At 65.1% G+C, this 18,578-nt stretch carries 15 protein-coding genes; 1 reads left to right on the top strand and 14 read right to left on the bottom strand.

Annotated features, from left to right (window positions below; translation table 11 throughout):
* The first annotated feature begins 79 nt into the window (after nt 1-79).
* The gene (locus tag ACXJ16_RS24465) at nt 80-1,384 is read left to right on the top strand and encodes a sensor histidine kinase (RefSeq protein ID WP_292636586.1); all 1,305 of its coding nucleotides are present in this window, start codon (nt 80-82) and stop codon (nt 1,382-1,384) included.
* On the opposite strand, the gene ACXJ16_RS24460 is transcribed toward ACXJ16_RS24465, so the two are convergent.
* From ACXJ16_RS24460 to ACXJ16_RS24395, 14 genes are all read right to left on the bottom strand, one after another.
* Complete coding sequence (locus ACXJ16_RS24460) at nt 1,364-2,509, bottom strand: sensor histidine kinase (protein ID WP_463922419.1); 1,146 nt, start codon at nt 2,507-2,509, stop codon at nt 1,364-1,366. The two genes, ACXJ16_RS24465 and ACXJ16_RS24460, sit on opposite strands and share 21 nt — an antisense overlap.
* Entirely contained in the window at nt 2,506-2,898 is a 393-nt protein-coding gene (locus ACXJ16_RS24455; RefSeq protein WP_463922418.1) for a response regulator, read from the bottom strand. Before ACXJ16_RS24455 ends, ACXJ16_RS24460 begins: the two co-directional genes overlap by 4 nt.
* 162 nt (nt 2,899-3,060) lie before the next feature.
* Nucleotides 3,061-3,756: a helix-turn-helix domain-containing protein gene (locus ACXJ16_RS24450; RefSeq protein WP_463922416.1), complete on the bottom strand. Its 696-nt coding sequence runs from the start codon at nt 3,754-3,756 to the stop codon at nt 3,061-3,063.
* The gene (locus tag ACXJ16_RS24445) at nt 3,753-3,965 is read right to left on the bottom strand and encodes a hypothetical protein (RefSeq protein ID WP_463922415.1); all 213 of its coding nucleotides are present in this window, start codon (nt 3,963-3,965) and stop codon (nt 3,753-3,755) included. The genes ACXJ16_RS24450 and ACXJ16_RS24445 overlap by 4 nt, the downstream gene beginning before the upstream one ends.
* Before the next feature lie 65 nt (nt 3,966-4,030).
* Nucleotides 4,031-5,380: an EAL domain-containing protein gene (locus tag ACXJ16_RS24440; protein ID WP_463922414.1), complete on the bottom strand. Its 1,350-nt coding sequence runs from the start codon at nt 5,378-5,380 to the stop codon at nt 4,031-4,033.
* 68 nt (nt 5,381-5,448) lie between these two features.
* Nucleotides 5,449-6,939 (bottom strand): hypothetical protein, encoded by a 1,491-nt coding sequence (locus ACXJ16_RS24435; RefSeq protein ID WP_463922413.1) that lies wholly within the window; start codon nt 6,937-6,939, stop codon nt 5,449-5,451.
* Nucleotides 6,940-7,420: 481 nt separating this feature from the next.
* Complete coding sequence (locus ACXJ16_RS24430) at nt 7,421-8,929, bottom strand: hypothetical protein (RefSeq protein WP_463922412.1); 1,509 nt, start codon at nt 8,927-8,929, stop codon at nt 7,421-7,423.
* 1,370 nt (nt 8,930-10,299) lie between these two features.
* A complete protein-coding gene (locus ACXJ16_RS24425; RefSeq protein ID WP_463922411.1) occupies nt 10,300-11,328 on the bottom strand; it encodes a ParB/RepB/Spo0J family partition protein in 1,029 nt (342 codons plus the stop codon).
* 138 nt (nt 11,329-11,466) lie between these two features.
* On the bottom strand, nt 11,467-12,687 hold the full coding sequence (locus tag ACXJ16_RS24420) for an autotransporter outer membrane beta-barrel domain-containing protein (RefSeq protein ID WP_463922410.1): 1,221 nt from the start codon (nt 12,685-12,687) through the stop codon (nt 11,467-11,469).
* 328 nt (nt 12,688-13,015) lie between these two features.
* Nucleotides 13,016-13,483, bottom strand: coding sequence for a prepilin peptidase (locus ACXJ16_RS24415; RefSeq protein ID WP_454798729.1), 468 nt, complete (start codon nt 13,481-13,483; stop codon nt 13,016-13,018).
* An 84-nt stretch (nt 13,484-13,567) separates the two neighbouring features.
* Entirely contained in the window at nt 13,568-14,185 is a 618-nt protein-coding gene (locus ACXJ16_RS24410) for a 2OG-Fe(II) oxygenase (RefSeq protein WP_463922409.1), read from the bottom strand.
* 37 nt (nt 14,186-14,222) lie between these two features.
* On the bottom strand, nt 14,223-15,956 hold the full coding sequence (locus ACXJ16_RS24405) for a ShlB/FhaC/HecB family hemolysin secretion/activation protein (RefSeq protein ID WP_185999213.1): 1,734 nt from the start codon (nt 15,954-15,956) through the stop codon (nt 14,223-14,225).
* A gap of 496 nt (nt 15,957-16,452) precedes the next feature.
* Nucleotides 16,453-17,454: a dipeptide epimerase gene (locus tag ACXJ16_RS24400; RefSeq protein WP_347812942.1), complete on the bottom strand. Its 1,002-nt coding sequence runs from the start codon at nt 17,452-17,454 to the stop codon at nt 16,453-16,455.
* Complete coding sequence (locus ACXJ16_RS24395; protein WP_185999211.1) at nt 17,454-18,464, bottom strand: N-acetyltransferase DgcN family protein; 1,011 nt, start codon at nt 18,462-18,464, stop codon at nt 17,454-17,456. Before ACXJ16_RS24395 ends, ACXJ16_RS24400 begins: the two co-directional genes overlap by 1 nt.
* Between the last annotated feature and the right edge of the window lie 114 nt (nt 18,465-18,578).

The raw sequence follows: 18,578 nt of genomic DNA, 5'->3' as shown, positions 1-18,578 counted from the left end.
TCTTCAGGTCGACCGGGGGCAGCCCACATCGACCATCCTTGTTCCGGAGACCCAGCGTCCGCCGGGGGGCAGATCGAACATGGACCTTTCTAGTAACAACGTCGTCGAATTCGTGCCCGCCGCGTCTCCCGCGGAGGCGCCTCGGCCCGACCTCGCTTCAGAACAGGCCCCGGACGACGGCCGCCGCAATGCACGCGCTTCCAGCCTGGGAACGCGGCTTCGCGCCTGGGAGGATGGAACCCGCTTCTATCCCGCCGCAATCGCAGTCTGCGCCTTGTGCCTGGGTTTCACCTCGGCCTTCGCTCCGGCTGCCGGCCTGATCGGCGCGGCGGCCGCCGGCGCCCTGTTCGTTCTGCACAAGACCCTGAAGGCGCTGATAATTTCGGGCATTCTCGCAGTCACCTTGCTGTTCATGCCCGAAGCCCGGACCTCCCCCGCTTACTGGACCCTGCTGATCCTCATCGCTTCGGCTGCGTTCGTTTCGCGCGGTCTGGTTCCGGTCCTTCTGCGCGCCCCGCGCTGGAGCTGGGTGGTCGCGCTGCTTCTGGCAACCGCTAGCTTCTGCGGCCTTCTCCTGATGAGCGGCCCGATGGCGACAGCGGCGATCCTCATCGGTTCGCTGTGCGCGGCGTTCCTCGGCGCCGGGCTGGCGCGGCATCTCGCAATGGTGGACGCGCGCCTGCTGGCCTGGGGAGAAGACGGTCTGGTCCCCGTCACGCGCGACCTGCTCCTGGGCCGCATCACCAGTGGAATGCTGCATGACCTTGCCCAGCCGCTCAACGTCATCTCGATGGCGAACGGCAACATGCGCTACATCGTCGAGCAGCTCGACATCGATGCGGAAAGCCGCAAGCAGCTGCTGGACCGCGTAAGCCGGGTTTCCTCTCACACGGAAGTGGCGGCCTTCATCCTGGGTCTTTTCCGCTGGTTCGGCCGCAACGGTGACAAGGACGTGACCGGGCTCAACGTGCGCAGCGCGCTCGACAGGGCGATCGCGGCCACCAAGTCGAACGTGCGCCACCACGGCGTTACCGTCGAACTGCATGGAAACGCGCTGGACCATCTCGTTCCGGAACATCACGGCGCTCTGGAAATGATGGCGGTGGCGGCACTGCTCAGCGCTTTCGGCGGCTTCATCGGCCCGAACAACGAGAAGCAGAAGGGCAAGGTCCTGCTGCGCGCAACGATCACGCCCGCCCATGTCGTGATTACCGTCCAGTGCATCGACGGGGACGACAAGCCGGCTCCGGGCCGCAAGATAGACCACGCCACGCTCTGGCTGGTAGAGCAGGTCGCGATCGAGGCAGGAGGCGATTTCCGCTCGCTCCTGCGCCGGAATCAGCCAACCCGCTTCGTCATCAGGCTAGGCCGCGACGACATCTGACGATGCCATTCCCTTCGACAGCGGCAGGCTGATTTCCACTCGCGCACCCTCTGCCCCCGCGCTTTCGGCACTTGTGCCTTCACCATTGCCCGAAACCAGCCGAATCGCGCCATGCGCGCGTTCGAGAATCTGCCTGCAGATATGAAGACCCAGTCCGGTGCCTTCGTGCGCCTTGGTGGTGAAGAACGGTTCGAACGCCACTTGCGCAAGATCGGGCGGAAGGCCCGCTCCATTATCCGCGATCATGCAGCGGATCTGTCCGGCCTCGACTTCCAGAGCGATCGTGATGGCGCCCTGCCCATCCCAACCCTGCTCCCGGCGCGACTGTATGCTGTCCGCCGCATTGCGCAGGACATTGACGAAGACCTGTTCCAGCTCCACCCGGTCGAGATCGACGCAGGCGACAAGGCCGCGGCTGTCCAGCTCGACCCGGATGCCGATGCGATCGAACAGCGCCTCGAGAAACTCGACGGAATGGCGCGCGGCATCCATGACATCCGCGCTGCCGGGCAGGACTTCCTCGTCCCGCGTGTCGGAAAGAGTGCGCTTGATAATGGTCTGGGCACGCTGCACCTGCGCCGCGATACGCGCCGCCGCCATATGCAGGCGCGAGCGCGTGGTATCAGCGCGATCCAGCATAAGGCGCAGGCTTTCGTTCGCCATGGAGATGGTGAACAGCGGCTGCCGCAATTCATGCGCTAGCGTGAGAGCCCGCTCCCCGAGGTCTGCAAGCCGCGCCTTTTCGGCAATCGCATGATGCAGATGACGCGGTTCGCGCATGTTCAGCAGTACCGCGCTGGACCAATGGGTTCCGCCCAGATTCTCGCGCAGGAGGAGCGTGAGGCTGCCGCTTCCGCCCGGGCCGACGCGCAAGTCGGTGACAACGTCGGAATGCCCGGCGAGCGCAGCAAGACGGCGGATATCCTCGGGATGCACGAGAAGACCTTCCGGCTGCTCTCCCGCGCGCGCGCGTTCGCTTCGGAAGAAAATCGTGGTCGCGGCGGAATCGAGACGCAGATCGCTGACCACGGTCAGCCCGACATGCGTCTTCAGTTCATGGACAAGCCCCCGCAAGGCGTCGCGCTCGGCGCGCAGCGCCGCCAGATCCGGGTCGTGAAGGTTCACGCCGGCGCCTCGCTTGCCAGCAGCTTGCGGATCATCCGGATCAGTTCCTGCGGCTGGACCGGCTTCGTCAGGATCATGTAGCGCGAGGTGCCGGACACCATCTCGGGCCGCATCTGGTCCCCGGTAATGAAAAGATATTCGAAATGCCGGGTGCGAAGCTCGGGGTGTTCGCGAACCCGTGAAACGATGTCGAGGCCGGATTCCCGGTCGAGCCGCAAATCGCAGGCGATCACGCTGATTTCAGGGCTCCGCTCCAGAACCGTAACCGCCTCGCCGAGATTGGACGCACCCATGCCGGGAATGCCGTGAAGCGACATCAGCGTAAGCAGTTCCTCGACGATCGCCGAGAAATCATCGAGGACAAGTACCCTGGCCTGCGCGTCGTGCATCCGATCTCGATCCTCCCCGTGACGACGTGTCGTGTAGCACCAGCCGCCACTGGTCCCCTGCCCATCCTATAACGACGCTCCATTATCAATAAATGAACGAGCCAAAGACCAGCTTTTCATGAGGATAACCTGTGGAGCATTGCTCCGCGCTCACGAATGGTCTTAAAACTCGATCACGATGCGTACCTTTGACGGTGCGACGTTGAAATGCGCCGCAATCTGGTCGCGATACTGCGTCATGACGAACGCCAGGTCGTCGTTGCGGGGCAGGCCTTCGAGTTCGTCGATGGACGTGCCCAGCGCACTGGCGATCACTTTCATGCGGCCATCCTGCGGCCTCGCCCGACCATGCTCCCATGCCCAGACCGTCGGCTTGCTGACGCCGATCCGCTCGGCCAGAGCGCCCTGGCTGAAGCCGTTCTGCTTGCGCAGACGCCGCAGGCGGCGTGCCAACGATTCCTGGCCGCCAGCACCATCGGCGTCGCCTTCCTCCTCCTGGGCTGGCGCAGGAGCCGGCTCACTTGCCGACACGACCGGCGCGGCGCGAAGCCGGGCCGCACCGAGGACAGCCGCGGATATCGGCGTTTCGAACCGGCAGCCGAAGAAATTGTCGCTGCGCCATACGACCCTCGCCGGGACCGCCGGGGCCATCGGCAAGTCGATCTCGATCGGATCGTCCACCTCCAGCTCGACATCCCCCTCCACGAGAAGGCCGCCTTGCGAGAGATTGTGCACATATGCTTCGGCCGAATGCCCGTCAGCGATCACCTGCGTGTCCAGCAGGAGGCTGAACCGGGGCGGGCTGGAGCAATCCGCCCGATCGAGCCGGGCCGGCAGCGTGTGATGACCCAGGTTCATGCGCAGCTTCGCATCGCCGGCGCGACAAGACGGGGACGGCGTTCCGAAAGGGGGCGTTCCACCACGGGCCCGGAAGGACCGCGCTCTCCATCGAGGGAATCGATTGCGCCGGACACCAGTGCTCCGGTCACGAATGTTTCGCACTCGTCGAGCATCTCGAGTGCGATGCACAGGAGATCGCGTGCACGCTGGACCTTGTCGTTCGTCATCGCAGCTTCCTTTCGTTTGTCATGGTCCGTCCGGAGCACCGGCACGGAAAGTCGTGTGGGCCGGGTCAGAACACCGGGCTCTGTCTCGCCCGGCCCGTCGAAAAGGGCGCCGGGGAAAATGGGGTCGGCGTGGGAAGCACAGGCGCGAAGACGGCGGCCCGGGAACCCGGCCCCGCCGCGAGCCCTTCGCGCCGCTGGGAAGGCCGGTTGCGCGGGATTCCGGCCCGCCCCTGACGGGCGCCGGCAAGCCATTCGGCGCCCTCCTCCACCGCGAGCCTGATCTGGGCTGGCGTTTCCGCGCCACTGAGGATGACAGTGCTGCAGAGCGTTTTCGCCTCGCCGATCAGGTGCCCGATCCGCGCGCGATTCCGGTCCGAGAGCGTGGCGGTGCGCAGGAAGGCGCTATCCAGCTTGACCGCATCCGGCCGCAGGACGGCCAGTTGCCGGGTCGCAGCATGACCACCGCCGAAGCCTGAGATCGCAAAGCGCACGCCCAGCTCTCGAAGTGTATTCAGGAACGTGAGCGTATCGGGCCAGAACCGGCAACCGGCCGATTCATGGAACTCGAGCGTGAGCCGGGCGGCGTCGGCAGGCCTGTGCTCAATCCGGTCGAGAAACTCGGTCCACGCGGCATCGGGGCCGCCAAGCGCGAAGGACAGGCTCTGCGGAGAGATGGCTATCGACAGCGCAGCACGCGGATCGGATTCCAGTTCCTCGAGAACCCTGAGAGCCAGAGCGCGATCGAGAAGATGGACGAACCCCAACCGCTCGAGAGCGGCATAGGCGGCGGAACAATCCACCTGCTCGCCCTGTGGGCCGGAGACGCGCAGCAAAGCTTCGTGCTGCAGGACCAGATCGGGATCGCGGGAGTGGAAAACCGGCCGCCATGCGAAGAACGTTTCCCCGCCGGAAAACTGGTCTATGAGCCGTACCGCGCGCGTCATGTCCTCTCGGTAGCGCGCCTGTCCCTGCACCGTGGAAGGCATCGGCCCGGCACCGGGCGAACAGGCGGCCTCGAGGCGCTTCCGGGCAGCCAGGCAGGCTTCCGAACGATCTTCCGGAAGCATTCCCGGCACCGGATCGCTGTATCCGACAGATACCGACAGCAATATCCGGTTGCCGCCATGCTGCACAGGCGACAGGCACAATGCCCTGCATAATGCATCGACCTGCGTGCTGACGAAATCCGCATCCAGCAAGGCCGCATGGGCGAGCACGGTGATCTCGTCGCCATCGATCCCGCATATCCGCGCGGGGTTGAGGCTCGCCGCGATCCCCTCCTCAAGATGCGCGACAGCGGCCGTCACGGCATCCCCGCCATAGACAGAGGCGATGGCCCGCGCGTTGTCGAAGCGGACGATCAGAAGGTAATTGCTGCAACGATTGGGCGGGCTGATCTTGTCGAGGTCGATCATCTTGGCGCGATCCGAAGGGGTTGTGGCGGGGAGGCCCGCGCAGGCCGCAGCCTGCACGGGCCGGCCAATCAGTTGCCGGAACCGCCGAGCAGGCCGCCCAGCAGCGAACCCGAGCCGGGCGTGCTTCCGGTAAGACCGCCCACCAGCGAGGTGACGACACCCGTAACCGGCGCGAGGACAGCCCCTGAACCACTTCCGCCTCCCGTGAGCCCTCCTGTGAGACCGCCGGTCAGGCCATCGACCAGCCCTGTCACCGGCGCCAGCACCGCGCCGGTCCCGGTCGAACCATTCCCGAGGCCTCCGACGAGCCCGCCGACGAGCCCTGTCACCGGCTCAAGTAGCGATCCCGCACCTGCTCCGGTCCCCAGGTTGCCGGTGATAGACCCAAGCGATCCATTGACAGTGGCGAGCAACGGCGACGTCACGGCATCGACAGTGGCCGTTACCGGCGCGATCACGGGTGCCACACCTGTCGTCACCTGATCCACGATCCCGCCGGCCTGCTCGCCGAGCAGGGCGCCAGCCAGATTGCCGACCGGCGCCAGCCCGGCGGCCACGCCTTCGCTGGTGGTCGGCAGCGTGACTGCGAGGACGTTGCCGTCAGCAAGCACATCGGCCGTGACCAGTTGCCCCGAAGTCAGGCCTGGATTGTCGGAAAGGACATTGAGGCCGACAAGCGTATCGTTCGTGCTCGGCCCGGACACCACGTTGTTGCCGAGGTCCAGCCCCAGCAGCGGCCCATCGTAAGTGCGCGCGGGATCGTTGCTGCCCCCGCCCAGGCCGCCCGTCAGCCCATCGACGAGGCCGCCGAGCTGGCCGGTGACCGGAGCCAGTATCCCGGTCTCGCCGGTGAGCGGCGACAAGGCGCCATTGACGGTATCCAGCAGGGGCGAGGTGATGCCGTTCACGGTGGACGTCACCGTCGCAACGGTGGGTGCCAGGCCATTCGTCACCTGCGTCACCGTACCGCCAACCTGATCGCCCAGAAGAGCGCCCGTCAACGAACCCAGCGGCGCGAGAGCCTGCTGCGTCTGCGCGGTCGTGGTGGGCAGAGTGACCTGCACAACCTTTCCGTCTCCCGTCAGCACGTCGACCACGAGGCCGCTGCCATTCGAGGTGGCCGTGCCCGGCGCCACGTTCACATCGATCAGCGTTCCCGCACCGCTTGGCCCGAGCAGATCGGTGCCACCGACGCCGACCCCGGCAAGCGGACCGGTGAAGGTTGTGGGACCGGTTGGTTCGGTAGGGCCGGTAGGGCCGGTGGGACCGGTGGGGCCGGTGGGGCCGGTGGGGCCGGTGGGGCCGGTGGGGCCGGTGGGGCCGGTGGGGCCGGTGGGGCCGGTGGGGCCGGTGGGGCCGGTAGGGCCGGTAGGGCCGGTGGGGCCGGTAGGGCCGGTAGGGCCGGTAGGGCCCGTCGGGCCGCTGGGATTGTTCGGACCGGTGGGATTACCGCTCTCAAAGCCCACTCCTCCGGCACATGCCGCGACCAGCAGCAAAGGAAGCGTGGTCGACGCTAGCAGGACGTGCCTTTTGAACTTGGGGTAACAACGTGTCGCCATGGGTCTTCTCCAATGTGCTGTCGGCCTTCGCCGGCTTCATTGGAATTCACGATAGAACCACGCCGCGTGCTGGATCGCGTCCAGAAGGAGCCGCCCCGGCCATGTCCCGAAGTGCGGTTCCGATCAGGTCACTGCGTTGGTAACCAAGCCCGATGTGCAGACCGGGAGACAGCCGCCATGGACACGCAAAATCCCGGAAAGGTTTACCCGATAACGGAAATCCTGCGGGCCAAGCCCCGGCAAGGCCCGAAAATCCCTGCCATGACGGCCGAAATGGTTAAATGCTCATTCCGGCTCATTTTGCGTCGGCGCAGAAACTGATTTGCTCCATCCCGGCCATTCCACAATATCTCTGACGACAGAATCGAAGAGGCAGCCCCGTCGCCGGGACTGCCTCCTCTTCCCCGCCCCCCGTTTCAGAAGGGGAGGGTCGTTTGTGTGCCCAGCCATGGGGTTGTGGGGCGCCGGGCACACATAGCGATTATTTCCCGAGACCGCCGAGTAGCGATCCGACGAGGCCCGTTACCGGAGCCAGTACCGAACCGGTCGTCGTCCCCGTTCCCGAGCCGGAGGTCGATCCGGTCAGGCCACCGACAAGACCGGTAACGGGAGCAAGCACGCCGCCGTCCGTCGTGCCGCCGGTGAGACCACCGACAAGGCCCGTGACCGGCGCCAGCAGGCCGCCATCACTGGTGCCGCTCGTAAGGCCGCCAAGCACACCGTCGACAAGCCCGGTCACCGGAGCAAGCACGCCGCCGTCCGTCGTGCCGCCGGTGAGACCGCCGACAAGGCCCGTGACCGGCGCCAGCAGGCCGCCGTCACTGGTACCACCCGTAAGGCCGCCCAGCACACCGTCGACAAGCCCGGTCACCGGAGCAAGCACGCCGCCGTCCGTCGCGCCGCCGGTGAGCCCGCCGACAAGACCCGTTACCGGCGCCAGCAGGCCGCCGTCGCTGGTACCACCCGTAAGGCCGCCGAGCACACCATCGACAAGCCCGGTCACCGGAGCAAGCACGCCGCCGTCCGTCGTGCCGCCGGTGAGACCACCGACAAGACCCGTGACCGGCGCCAGCAGGCCGCCGTCGCTGGTGCCGCCCGTAAGGCCGCCCAGCACACCATCGACGAGGCCCGTTACCGGGGATCCGCCGACAGGACCGAGCCCACCAACGATGCCGCCCAGCGAGCCGTTGACGGTATCGAGCAACGGAGACGTCACGCTATCCACGATCGCGGTTACCGGAGCGATCACGGGAGCAAGCGTATTGGTCAGTTGATCGACTGTCCCGCCAACCTGCTCGCCGAGAAGCGCGCCGGTGAGGTTGCCCAGGGGTGCCAGTCCGGCTGCCACGCCTTCGGCCGTAGTCGGCAGCGTCAGGTCGACTACGTTGCCGTTCGAAAGCACGTCGGCCGTTACCAGTTGTCCCGAAGTCAGGCCGGGGTTTTCGGACAGGACGTTGAGGCCCAGCAGCGTATCCCCGCTGCTCGGTCCGGTCAGGACATTGTTGCCCAGGTCGAGACCCAGCAATGGCCCATCGTAAGTCCTTGCGGGATCGGTATTGCCTCCTCCAAGGCTTCCGGTCAGTCCATCAATGAGCCCTCCGAGCTGGCCGGTGACGGGCGACAGCAGCCCGCCATTGCCCAGCACCGGCGACAGCACGCCGTTGACCGTATCGAGCAGGGGCGAAGTGATGCTGTCTACTGTCGAAGTGACCGTGGCCACGGTGGGTGCAAGGCCATTGGTCAACTGCGTCACCGTTCCGCCGACCTGATCGCCCAGCAAGGCGCCAGTCAACGAACCCAGCGGCGCGAGAGCTTGTTGCGTTTGCTCGGTCGTGGTGGGAAGCGCCACGTTGACGACTTGTCCATCACCCGTGAGCAGGTCGACCGCGATACCGCTTCCGTTCGTGGTCGCTGTGCCGGGGGCCACATTGACATCGATCAGTGTACCTGAGCCGCTGGGGCCAAGCAGCCCGCCATCACCCACAGTCACACCGGCAAGCGGCCCGGTGAAGCCTGCTGGGCCGGTCGGATTGGTTGGACCTGTGGGACCAGTCGGGCCGGTGGGACCAGTCGGGCCGGTAGGACCAGTCGGGCCGGTAGGACCAGTCGGGCCGGTAGGGCCAGTCGGACCGGTGGGGCCAGTTGGGCTGGTGGGGCCAGTTGGGCTGGTGGGGCCGGTCGGGCCGGTCGGGCCGGTCGGGCCGGTGGGACCGGTGGGGCCGGTGGGGCCGGTGGGGCCGGTCGGGCCGGTGGGACCGGTTGGGCCGGTTGGGCCAGTCGGGCCGGTGGGACCGGTTGGGCCGGTGGGACCGGTTGGGCCGGTGGGACCGGTTGGGCCGGTCGGATTAGTCGGGCCAGTCGGGCCAGTAGGATCTGTGGGACCAGTAGGACCAGTCGGGCCAGTCGGGCCAGTCGGGCCAGTCGGGCCAGTCGGGCCAGTCGGACCGCTCGGATCACTCGGGCCGGTAGGGCCGGTCGGACCTGTGGGGCCGGTGGGGCCAGTCGGGCTGGTAGGTCCAGTCGGACCGGACGGTGATCCTCCACCGCCGGCGCCAACCCTGAAGCCGACTCCATCGGCACAGGCACCCAACAGCAGAAGCGGAATTGCAGTCGCACAAAGCAGGACATGCCTTGTGGAACGGCGCGGTTGTTGACGCGGCATCTCGATTAACCTCCATGGAAATTGCCCACTGCGCCGAAGCCTAAGCGCATCATGGAGGGCTCCTCTCGCCGAGAAGGAACCGCGCAGAACCTGCTGTCCCTGGCCCGGAACCAGTCCCGCTTCGGGAATGCGCGATATGCCTTTCGCCCCACGCAAATTACTGACTTTGGGATATAATCCCGCGAAAATGCCAGCCTTTCGCTGGATTGAAGCTCGCAAATGGCCGCGCAGCGCACGCAATCCGCGCTTATGCCTGGATTTGGCAATCAAGCCGGAGTGAGTGTTGTTAGGGCGGCCCAGCCGGCGCTTTGCGCCTGAACCGGGGCATCAGACCGCAGCACACGAGGCCCCGGCTTCAGAGTCGGAATACCACCTCTGCTGCCGGGAGATATGCGACCGTCATCACCCGCCCGTAGCCGCCTCGCTCCGCCAAACCCCGCTCCCGAAACCGGGCGAAAAATCGGTTGGTCCGGTAATCCTGGGGATGGCGACGACAACAAGCCCGCCGCTCGCGCGCAGCGCATGGCGGCAAAACCGGCGGAGAACCGGTCGCTCTCCGAAAATACGGTAGAACAGTGCATCACGCGCAAGGCGAGCGCGCGATAGCTGACAGACGCGCAATTCCCGCGTCGTCAGGCGCCAAACCCGAAAAGCGCCGCGAAAGCGGCAGACGCTTCTCAGCTAGGTCGTAAACTAGATCATGAGAATCCGTCGTCGCCGATATCGGCATCGGCCGGCAACTGTCTGCGACTATCGATCAGAGCGACCCGCAGGGCCCGTAGCAAGGCATCGATATCGGTATCCTCGCTGACCATCAGATCGACGGAAACACCCTCGCGTGCGGGCTTGATCCTGCCTACCCGTGCGTCTCCCACGATCAGGGGCGTGTCGTTCCCCTTTCGCGCATCGCCTTCCTTGCCTGCCTCCTTGAGGCGGCTCAACACCGTCGCGGCCGGAATCATACGCTCCCCGGAGGCCGCGAGACGCTGTTGTTCCTCACCGATCTGCCGCGCTGTTACGAGAACGCGCTGGCATTGCTCCGGGCGGCGCAGAAGCGGCGTCAGAACTTCGGAATGGCGAACGCGCAACTCATCGCGTGTGGCGAAAGCATTTACGACATCGTCCGGCATCTGCGCCAACGCAAGCAACCTGCTGAGCTGGCTGTTCGACAGGTTGAGCGCTTCGGCCATCCGCGACTGCACACCGCCATAGAAGCGATCGACCGCATTCTGGTAGCTGCGAGCGCGATCCAGTTCGGTGATATCCTCGCGTTCGCGATTTTCGATATCCGCGAGGCGGAACGCCTCCTCGTCGGTGAGATCCACGATGAGCGCGGTCAACCGGATTTCCGGTCGTCCATTGTGATTGAGCCAGTCAACCGAGAAGCGCCTCCGGCTACCCACCAGCAACTGATAGGGATGATCAGAACCGGGAGGATTGTGCCTTACCAGCACGGGAATCCGGTTCCCATCCTCCTGCGCGATGGATTCGATAAGCGAACGGCAGCTTTCAGCCGACAGTCCTGGCACGTCGCGCGGATTTCCATCCCAGACGCTGCAATCGGCAGGGCGGATCGAGATCGCCGTCCGCGCCCGTCCGCCGCCCTGCGCGAACCCCGCCAGTCTCTGGTCGAGCCGCGATAACGCTTCGCCGTCAACGCCAGGCCCTTCGGAAGGATGGGGTTCGTAAGAGAGCGTCGTAAGAATGTCTCGTACAAAACCGGCCATCAAGCCCTCCATCATTTCCCGACCCGAACCGCCTTCATATCGGGCTCCTGCGCCCGAGCCGCGTTAAACTATGTTCGTATCGGCGGCTTTCCCGCACCGTTACAGTCAGTTCGAACGATGTTTTGCGGCACGTTTCGCCTAGAAGCGGCGACTGGCGGTAATCGCAAAGCCATGGACGCGGCGGTCCTTCGCCAGTTCTCCGTTGTAGGAAAGACGAAGCGCGGTCCGGTCGCCGTGAACTGCGGTCAGCCCTGCGCCGACAATGGCGGCATTGCGCGCATAGCGACCGGCGGGCAGCGTGAAGATCGGGGTGCCTCCGTCAAGGAAGATCGCCTCGATCCGGCTGTCGGGATGCGAACGCAGTTCACGCTGCCATTGCGCCTCGACCATCGGCCGGATCGCCCATGAACCTTTCTTGACCGTCGCCGTGGTGCGCAAGCCGAGAGATCCGCGCAGCGATTCCGTCTTGTATCTTGCGACACCCAGCGCGGCGGTGCCGCCGTGCTCCGCAAACCCGCTGACGTCGGCGTATCGATACTGCAATCCGGCGAACGGTTGCGCCCGAAGGGCGCCGACTTGCAGAATTCCGCCTGCTTCGACCGTACCTGCGGCGTTATCGCCATCTGCACGGGCCTGAAGCTGATCCGTGAACCCGGTCCAGGACACCTGCCGCCGCAGCTTGTAGTAGCTCCGGTTGTATCCGGCAGTGGCATCGACGTAGAACTTGCCGTTCGTATAGCTGGCATAGGGCCCGATGTTCACGTTGAACTGGGTGATACGCGGTTGCTGGCTGCGGTCGAGATTGGCATCGAGACCGTCGATACCCAGCGTCGCGCCCAGGATCATGCCCTTGACCGGCGCGATATCGACGCCGGCGCGGATCGACCGGCTGTCCGAATTTGCAGAAGGACGATCGGTGCGGGCCTCATACTTGCCCTGCTTGAGGCCGTAGCTGAGCATGAAGGTGATCGTCTTGTCGCCGCTGCTCGGCACATCGGGCCCGGCATCAAGCGCCATTTCACGGCGCTGGACCAGATAGCCCCGGATCTCCCGGTCCGTCGCGTCCATCGACTGGATGGCGAGACGCGGCAGCAGCCGATAATTACGCGGGCTCAGCTGGTTCAGCGCGGCCGCGCGCTGCGAGGCATCCGGCAGATCGTCGATCGAATCCAGCATCGGCCCATAAGTGCTGGTCGCGGGATTGGCGATCGCATCCAGTGCCCCCGCCACCGCCGCTTCGCCCGGCGTCGTCGCGTCGGGACCATAAGGAGCGGCAAGGGCTGGAGACGCGAGGCCGATCGCTGCCACCGACACCGCGCAAGCCGCTGCGGCGAAACGCGCCGATAGCTGAATTCCCATGACGGACGATGTGCGCTGCAAGTTGAACTCCCTGGTATCTTGTGAATTGTGTTCGGCCCTTAGGGGACCACGCAGGCGGCCCGTTCGCCAGCCGAATTGAGTTCGGATCGAGGGCTTTGGGCAGCGGCGCCCCGCGATGACGGCGAAGCTGAATTTGCGGATGAAACCCGGATTTTCGAGGCGTTTATCCGCCAGCCCGTGATGCGCGATGCCTGCTGAGCATGGACTTGCGTAATTTACAGCCCCTTTGCCGACAGCCCCGCGCAGCTTCCGGCAGCGGCGGGGTTTCGAGGGCGTTTCGGCTGCAATTCCCCCGCCCGAGGCCCCCCTATGCCGCCGCGAGGCACGCATTTGCCAGCAGCCGGCCGAGGTCGCCGGCCATGGCAACGAAAGTACCCGCGACGATCGCCAAGCCATAAGGCAGGTTGTCGGTTCGGATGCGCCAGAACACCAGGTTCAGGAGCTTCAGGGAAATGCCCAACATCCCCCCGATCACGGCGACGGCGAGCGCCATCGTCCCGACTTTCGCCATTCCAACCCAAAGCACCATGGCCAGGATAAGCTTCACGTCACCGCCGCCGATCAGTCGCAATGCAAATGCGAGCGCCAAGGGCAACGTCAGGGCCAGTGAAATCGCCAGTTGCCCGCCAAGGCTCAACATTCCAGACCAGCCCGAAATGCCGAACCAGTACGGAACCGCGCATAGAGCAACGGCGACGCAAACGAGATTGGGAATTCGGCGATATGCCAGATCCATGCAGATCGCAGCGCCGCTCAGCAGGAGCAGTGCGGCCACTGCCGCCAGGCAGACAAGAGGATGCGCCGGAGCCGAAGCGGCGAGAGCGGGAATGTTCATCGCAAAGCGCCAGCCAAAGCCCGTTCAGCGCCAGTTCGGCCCTTCGATCCATGTCACAAGGCTGCGCCGCTTTCCTTCGACCACCGGCAGGACCCGGTGCTGGAGAAACGAAGGAAAGATCAGCAGGCTGCCCCGCGGGGCGAACTGGTCCCCCGGATTGGGGATGCCGAAGAATTCGAATTGCCCGCCTTTGTACTCCTCCGGCGACGACATTTGGACAACTACGGAAAGCTTCCTGGCGTAAGGGCGGGGCGATTCAAGCCATACGTCCTGATGCCAATCGTAATGCCCTTTGTTTGTCGCCCGGTATTCAGTGAACTGAAGTTCGTACGGCGCTTCGATCTCGACGCCGAAGTTGGTGCGGTTCGAAGGGCGAACGAAATCCATGATGCGCGAAACGATGTCCTTCTCGCGCGAAACATCGAGCCAGCGGACACTCGACGTCCGATATCCAAGATCGCTGCGAAGCGAGTTCGTGAACCCTATGGTAGCGTCCTGCTCTCCGTAATTTTCGGCGCGCTTGGCGATCGCGTCGCATTCCGCTGTAGTGAGTGCGCTTGGCCAGACTTCCCAGACGTTTTTCATCGTCTTCTCTATCCCTTTGATTGAATCGATACCGCGGATAGAAAAGCCGGCGCCCATGGGACGCCGGCTTTTTGCGTACACGCAAAAGCGCAATTCAGACTGTTCGACTGACGCTGAAGAAGAAGCGCGCTTTTTTGCTGTAATACTCATATGGAGACTTGACAGGAACCGCAACTTGTGCGCTCGCCGTCCACCCCTTGATCGGCGTGATTCTCACCCCTCCGCCCGCCGTCGCGAGCGTGACGTTCTCGGAGGCGAGGGCGTAAGCCGGCCTCGCATAGCTGTGCGCCAAGGCGGCATCCGTATAGGCGAAGACGGTGAGCCCCCGTGCGCTGGCAGCCGGCTTCCCAGCCACCCGCCAGTTCACTTCAAGCCCGCCTGCTGCGGCCTTGTCCGCTGTGATGATGCCGACACGGTAGGCCATACCCGCCCCGTCACCGCCGAGAGAGAAACGTTCCGTGGTCGGCAATTTGTCGCGCGTATACTGCCCGCGCACGGTCGCCCTGACGGAGATCGTCTTGCTCAGTTCCTTCACCGCGGTGATCTGAACGTTCGCCTTGCGGAATCCGGCTTCGGAATAGCCTTCGATCGGCCGCGCGCCGAGCCCGTCGAGCCCCTGGCTGAGGCTCGTCGAAATTGCATAGCCGCCGGTCTTGTCGATCGACGACCATACCGTACCGAGACGAACCGCGCGCGTCTTGAAACCGCCGAACGTCGTGTCGAGGAAATAGTTGTTGCTGTTGGTGCCGTCCAACGAAAGGCTCAACGAGAGATTGCGGCGATAGGAGCGGATCAGGGGGTGCGAAATCGCGATCCCCGCCTGCTTCGCTTCGCCCACAATATCGAGGTCCTTGGTCTTGGTGCGGACATAGGCACCGCTCACCCCCAGCGTCGTTCCGTTCGAGCCGATCGGCGTGGCATGGCTGACCGAGTAGAACTGATAGCGCTCCGGGTTGAAGGGTACGTTGCCGGAAAGCCGGGTGGTGTCCCCTTCGCGAAGCACCCCGTTGACGCTGACGCCGACCTGCGACTGGACGCCGGTGGTGACGTTGACGACACCCGCATTGTTGACGTTCAGCGTCACGTCGATCTGCTTGCGTTCAACCTTGAGGTCGAGCGCGAGCTCGCCGGGTCGGGCCGTGGGCTTGAGGCTCGCCTGGACCGTCTGCCCGGGAATGTCGCGCAGCAGCGAGATGGTGCGTTCGATGCTCGACTTGTGGGTCGGCGTTTCACGCATCAGGCGCTTTACTTGTGCGTCGATCAGCCGGGTCGGCGTGCTCTTGGTCTTGCCGTCCAGCGCGTACTCGGTGATCCGTCCTTCAAGCACGCGAATGGTGATGACGCCGCCCGTGGGCACCTGGGGCGGAACGGTCACGGCGTAGAAGGCAATGTCGCTCTGCGCGTAAGTCGCGCTGATGACATTGGCGATCTTCTGAAGATTGTCCTGATTGAGCGGCGCGCCGATGAAGGCGGCAACGGCCTTGTCGAGCGTGGCCCTCGGCAGTGTCGAACCTTCATAGCGCAGTGCGTTGAGCATCACGCCGGGGCCTCTGGAAGGGGTGTTCGACGTGCCGGCCACGACGGGTGGCTGTGCCTGCGGAACCTGGGTCGGCGCCGGCACGCGGGGCACGTTCGGATCCTGCCGGTCGATGCGGTCGCGGTCGATCGTGGGTGACTGGGGAACGGGAACCAGGATTTGCGCCTGGGCCGACTGGCAGGGTGCCGACTGCAAAAGCAGCCCTGCCAGCAGGAGGCCCAGGCGCCGGGACAAACGCTTGTCCTGCGGCACGATGCGCGAGCGGTGGGGTAGGAATGCCAGAACCGTCATTTTCGCGTCATTGCCTAAGGTTCGTGTTTCCAGATGCGGAAAGTGGTGCGTGGGGGGGGCTTTTGCTGAAAGATGAAGGACATGGACTCGCCCGGCATCCCGAACTGGAGCCGGAGCGGCTCCATCGGGCGGCAATTGCCTGCACCAGCCTGCTTGCAGGCGAGGCAGCCGCATGAAGGAATGCGCAAGAGAGGTGTCAGGCGCCGGGAAAGCCTTTCGGGGATAAGAAACCGGTAACCATGGCGGGATGCGGCCTACAGGCGGCGGACGCGATGAGCCGTCGCGGTCACTACCGACTAATAATATGATTTATAATGATTTTTATCCGGAACATCGGTCTGGTCTGGCGCGTGCGCAAGGGGCGGAACGCGAGAGCTTCCGGCACGCAAAAGGCATGACACGTCCCGAATGGGGATCACCGCGAGCCAAGACGCGCGCAAGGCTCCCAAAACGAAATACAGGTCGGAACGACTTCAATCGAAGCGACGACAGGCGCTTACCAACCCCATCCCAGACCGCTTGGGGCACGGAGCAGCCCCTCCTCCAGTACGCTCCCGCCCGGATGGTCGGCTGCCAGCCAGAGCGGTCCATCGAGATCGACGAAACGGCTGCGCGCGGCGAGATGCCATGCCGGGGCGACCGACAGAGAGGAGCACAGCATGCACCCCGTCATCAGCCCCATTCCCGCTGCCTGCGCCGCCTCGGCCAGAGCCAGCGCACCGGTCAGTCCACCCGATTTGTCGAGCTTGATGGTCACATAATCGTAGCGGGAGGCAAGCCACTCCACCTCGGCCGCGACATGCGCGGATTCGTCTGCGGAAAGGGGAACGGGAGAGGCGAAGCCTTCCAGCGGTTCATCCGCGCCAGCCGGCAAGGGCTGTTCCAGCAGTTCGACACGTGCGGCGGCCAGCGCCGGCAGAACGCGTTCGAGCAAGGCCATGTCCCAGCTTTCATTGGCATCGGCAATGAGCTGGGCCAGCGGTGCGGCCTCACGCACAGCCTGAACGCGGTCGATGATATCATCGGCGTCCAGCTTGATCTTCAGCAGCGGCGCAGGACCATCCGCCTCTTTCGCGCCGGCAAGGAAGCGGGCCCGCGCCGCCATGCCTTCGGGCCTGTCGATACCCACGGTGATGGCCGTCACGATCCCGCCGGGCAGAGGGCCAAGACGGTCGGCAACGGCGACCCCAGACAGTTTCGCCTCAAGATCCCAGAGCGCACAGTCCACGGCGTTTAGCGCGGCGCCGGGCGCCATGACGGAGAGCAGTCCCTGCCGGTCCAGCCCCGCTTCGATGGCGGGCCTGATGGCCTGCACTTGCGCCAGCACGGATTGCGCCTCCTCGCCGTAGCGGGCGGAGGGGGCGCCCTCCCCTCGCCCGATCTTTCCGTCCTGCCCGATCGACACGGTCACAAGGTCGATGGCCTCCCGCGTGCCCCGTGCGATGGCGAAAGGCTGCGCAAGACGGTGCCGATCGGCGCGGGCGGAAAGGCGGCGCATCACGCCCAGCTACCGGCCGCGATCCGATCGACCAGCGCGTCCATCCCGGTCACCAGCGGATCGACGCAGGGCAAGCCGAGATCGTCCTCGATCCGGGCGCGAAAATCGGCGGCATCCTCCGGCGCAAGACCGGACCCGTTGATCGATACGCCAACCGCCTCCACCGAGGGACTGGTAAGGCGGGCACAGCGCAGGTTCTCTTCGAGGCAGGCCTTGAGATCAGGTACCGGCATATGCGGCAACCCGCGAATGTGCGGACGCGCGGCTTCGTGGCACAGGACCAGCGCCTGCGGCTGCGCGCCGTGAAGCAGCCCGAGCGACACGCCCGCGAAGGAGGGATTGAACAGAGACCCCTGCCCTTCGATCACATCCCACACGGTATCCTCGCGGGCAGGCGAAAGCGCCTCGGCCGCACCGGAAATGAAGTCGGCGATAACGCAGTCGATCGCCACGCCTTCGCCCGCGATCAGGATTCCGGTCTGGCCGGTCGCACGGAAGCGGGCGGGAAGGCCGCGCGCGTTCATCGCCGCCACGAGGTGGAGCGAGGTGTACATCTTGCCCACCGCACAATCGGTTCCCACGGTAAGCAGGCGCCGTCCGGACCGCCGTGCACCGTTGCCGACCTTGAGCCCGGCCGGGGCGGCGCGGACATCGATAAGCCTGCGGCCGAGCGCTGCCGCGCGCTCGCGCACCCGGGCGTCTTCTCCAAGGTGCTGATGCAGGCCCGATACCACGTCGAGCCCGGCATCGAGCGCAGCGAGAATATGCGGGATCATCGCCTCCTCAAGCCGGCCGCCGCTCGTGGCGATCCCCAGAACCAGCGCCCGCGCACCTGCCGCCGCCGCTTGCTCCACCGTCATGCACGGCAGCCCCAGCGAAAGCGGGCCATCCGGCTCACGCAGTTCCCCGATGCAGTCCTGCGGACGGAACGCGGCCAACCCGCGCGAGGTCTTCACATCGAGAGGGTTACGCTTGTCGCCTATATAGAGAAGAAAGGGGCCGGAGATCATGTTAACGCCATCCATCGTTGCTGCTGTGGGACTGGCGCATGATTAGCAGCCCCGTCCGCCCGGCGCGCATACCGACATCCGGCCAACCCATAGCCTGCGATTATAGGCCAAGCC

The sequence above is a fragment of the Novosphingobium sp. TK71 genome (assembly GCF_055361505.1).
This window is presented reverse-complemented; position numbering and strand designations above follow the sequence as displayed.

What these genes read in the sequence shown, in the direction of transcription:
- ACXJ16_RS24445 (WP_463922415.1), bottom strand. Translation starts at nt 3,965, where the DNA reads ATGACGAACGACAAGGTCCAGCGTGCACGCGATCTCCTGTGCATCGCA.
- ACXJ16_RS24395 (WP_185999211.1), bottom strand. Translation starts at nt 18,464, where the DNA reads ATGATCTCCGGCCCCTTTCTTCTCTATATAGGCGACAAGCGTAACCCT.
- ACXJ16_RS24400 (WP_347812942.1), bottom strand. Translation starts at nt 17,454, where the DNA reads ATGCGCCGCCTTTCCGCCCGCGCCGATCGGCACCGTCTTGCGCAGCCT.
- ACXJ16_RS24465 (WP_292636586.1), top strand. Translation starts at nt 80, where the DNA reads ATGGACCTTTCTAGTAACAACGTCGTCGAATTCGTGCCCGCCGCGTCT.
- ACXJ16_RS24420 (WP_463922410.1), bottom strand. Translation starts at nt 12,687, where the DNA reads ATGGGAATTCAGCTATCGGCGCGTTTCGCCGCAGCGGCTTGCGCGGTG.
- ACXJ16_RS24450 (WP_463922416.1), bottom strand. Translation starts at nt 3,756, where the DNA reads ATGAACCTGGGTCATCACACGCTGCCGGCCCGGCTCGATCGGGCGGAT.
- ACXJ16_RS24410 (WP_463922409.1), bottom strand. Translation starts at nt 14,185, where the DNA reads ATGGGCGCCGGCTTTTCTATCCGCGGTATCGATTCAATCAAAGGGATA.
- ACXJ16_RS24425 (WP_463922411.1), bottom strand. Translation starts at nt 11,328, where the DNA reads ATGGCCGGTTTTGTACGAGACATTCTTACGACGCTCTCTTACGAACCC.
- ACXJ16_RS24405 (WP_185999213.1), bottom strand. Translation starts at nt 15,956, where the DNA reads ATGACGGTTCTGGCATTCCTACCCCACCGCTCGCGCATCGTGCCGCAG.
- ACXJ16_RS24440 (WP_463922414.1), bottom strand. Translation starts at nt 5,380, where the DNA reads ATGATCGACCTCGACAAGATCAGCCCGCCCAATCGTTGCAGCAATTAC.
- ACXJ16_RS24435 (WP_463922413.1), bottom strand. Translation starts at nt 6,939, where the DNA reads ATGGCGACACGTTGTTACCCCAAGTTCAAAAGGCACGTCCTGCTAGCG.
- ACXJ16_RS24455 (WP_463922418.1), bottom strand. Translation starts at nt 2,898, where the DNA reads ATGCACGACGCGCAGGCCAGGGTACTTGTCCTCGATGATTTCTCGGCG.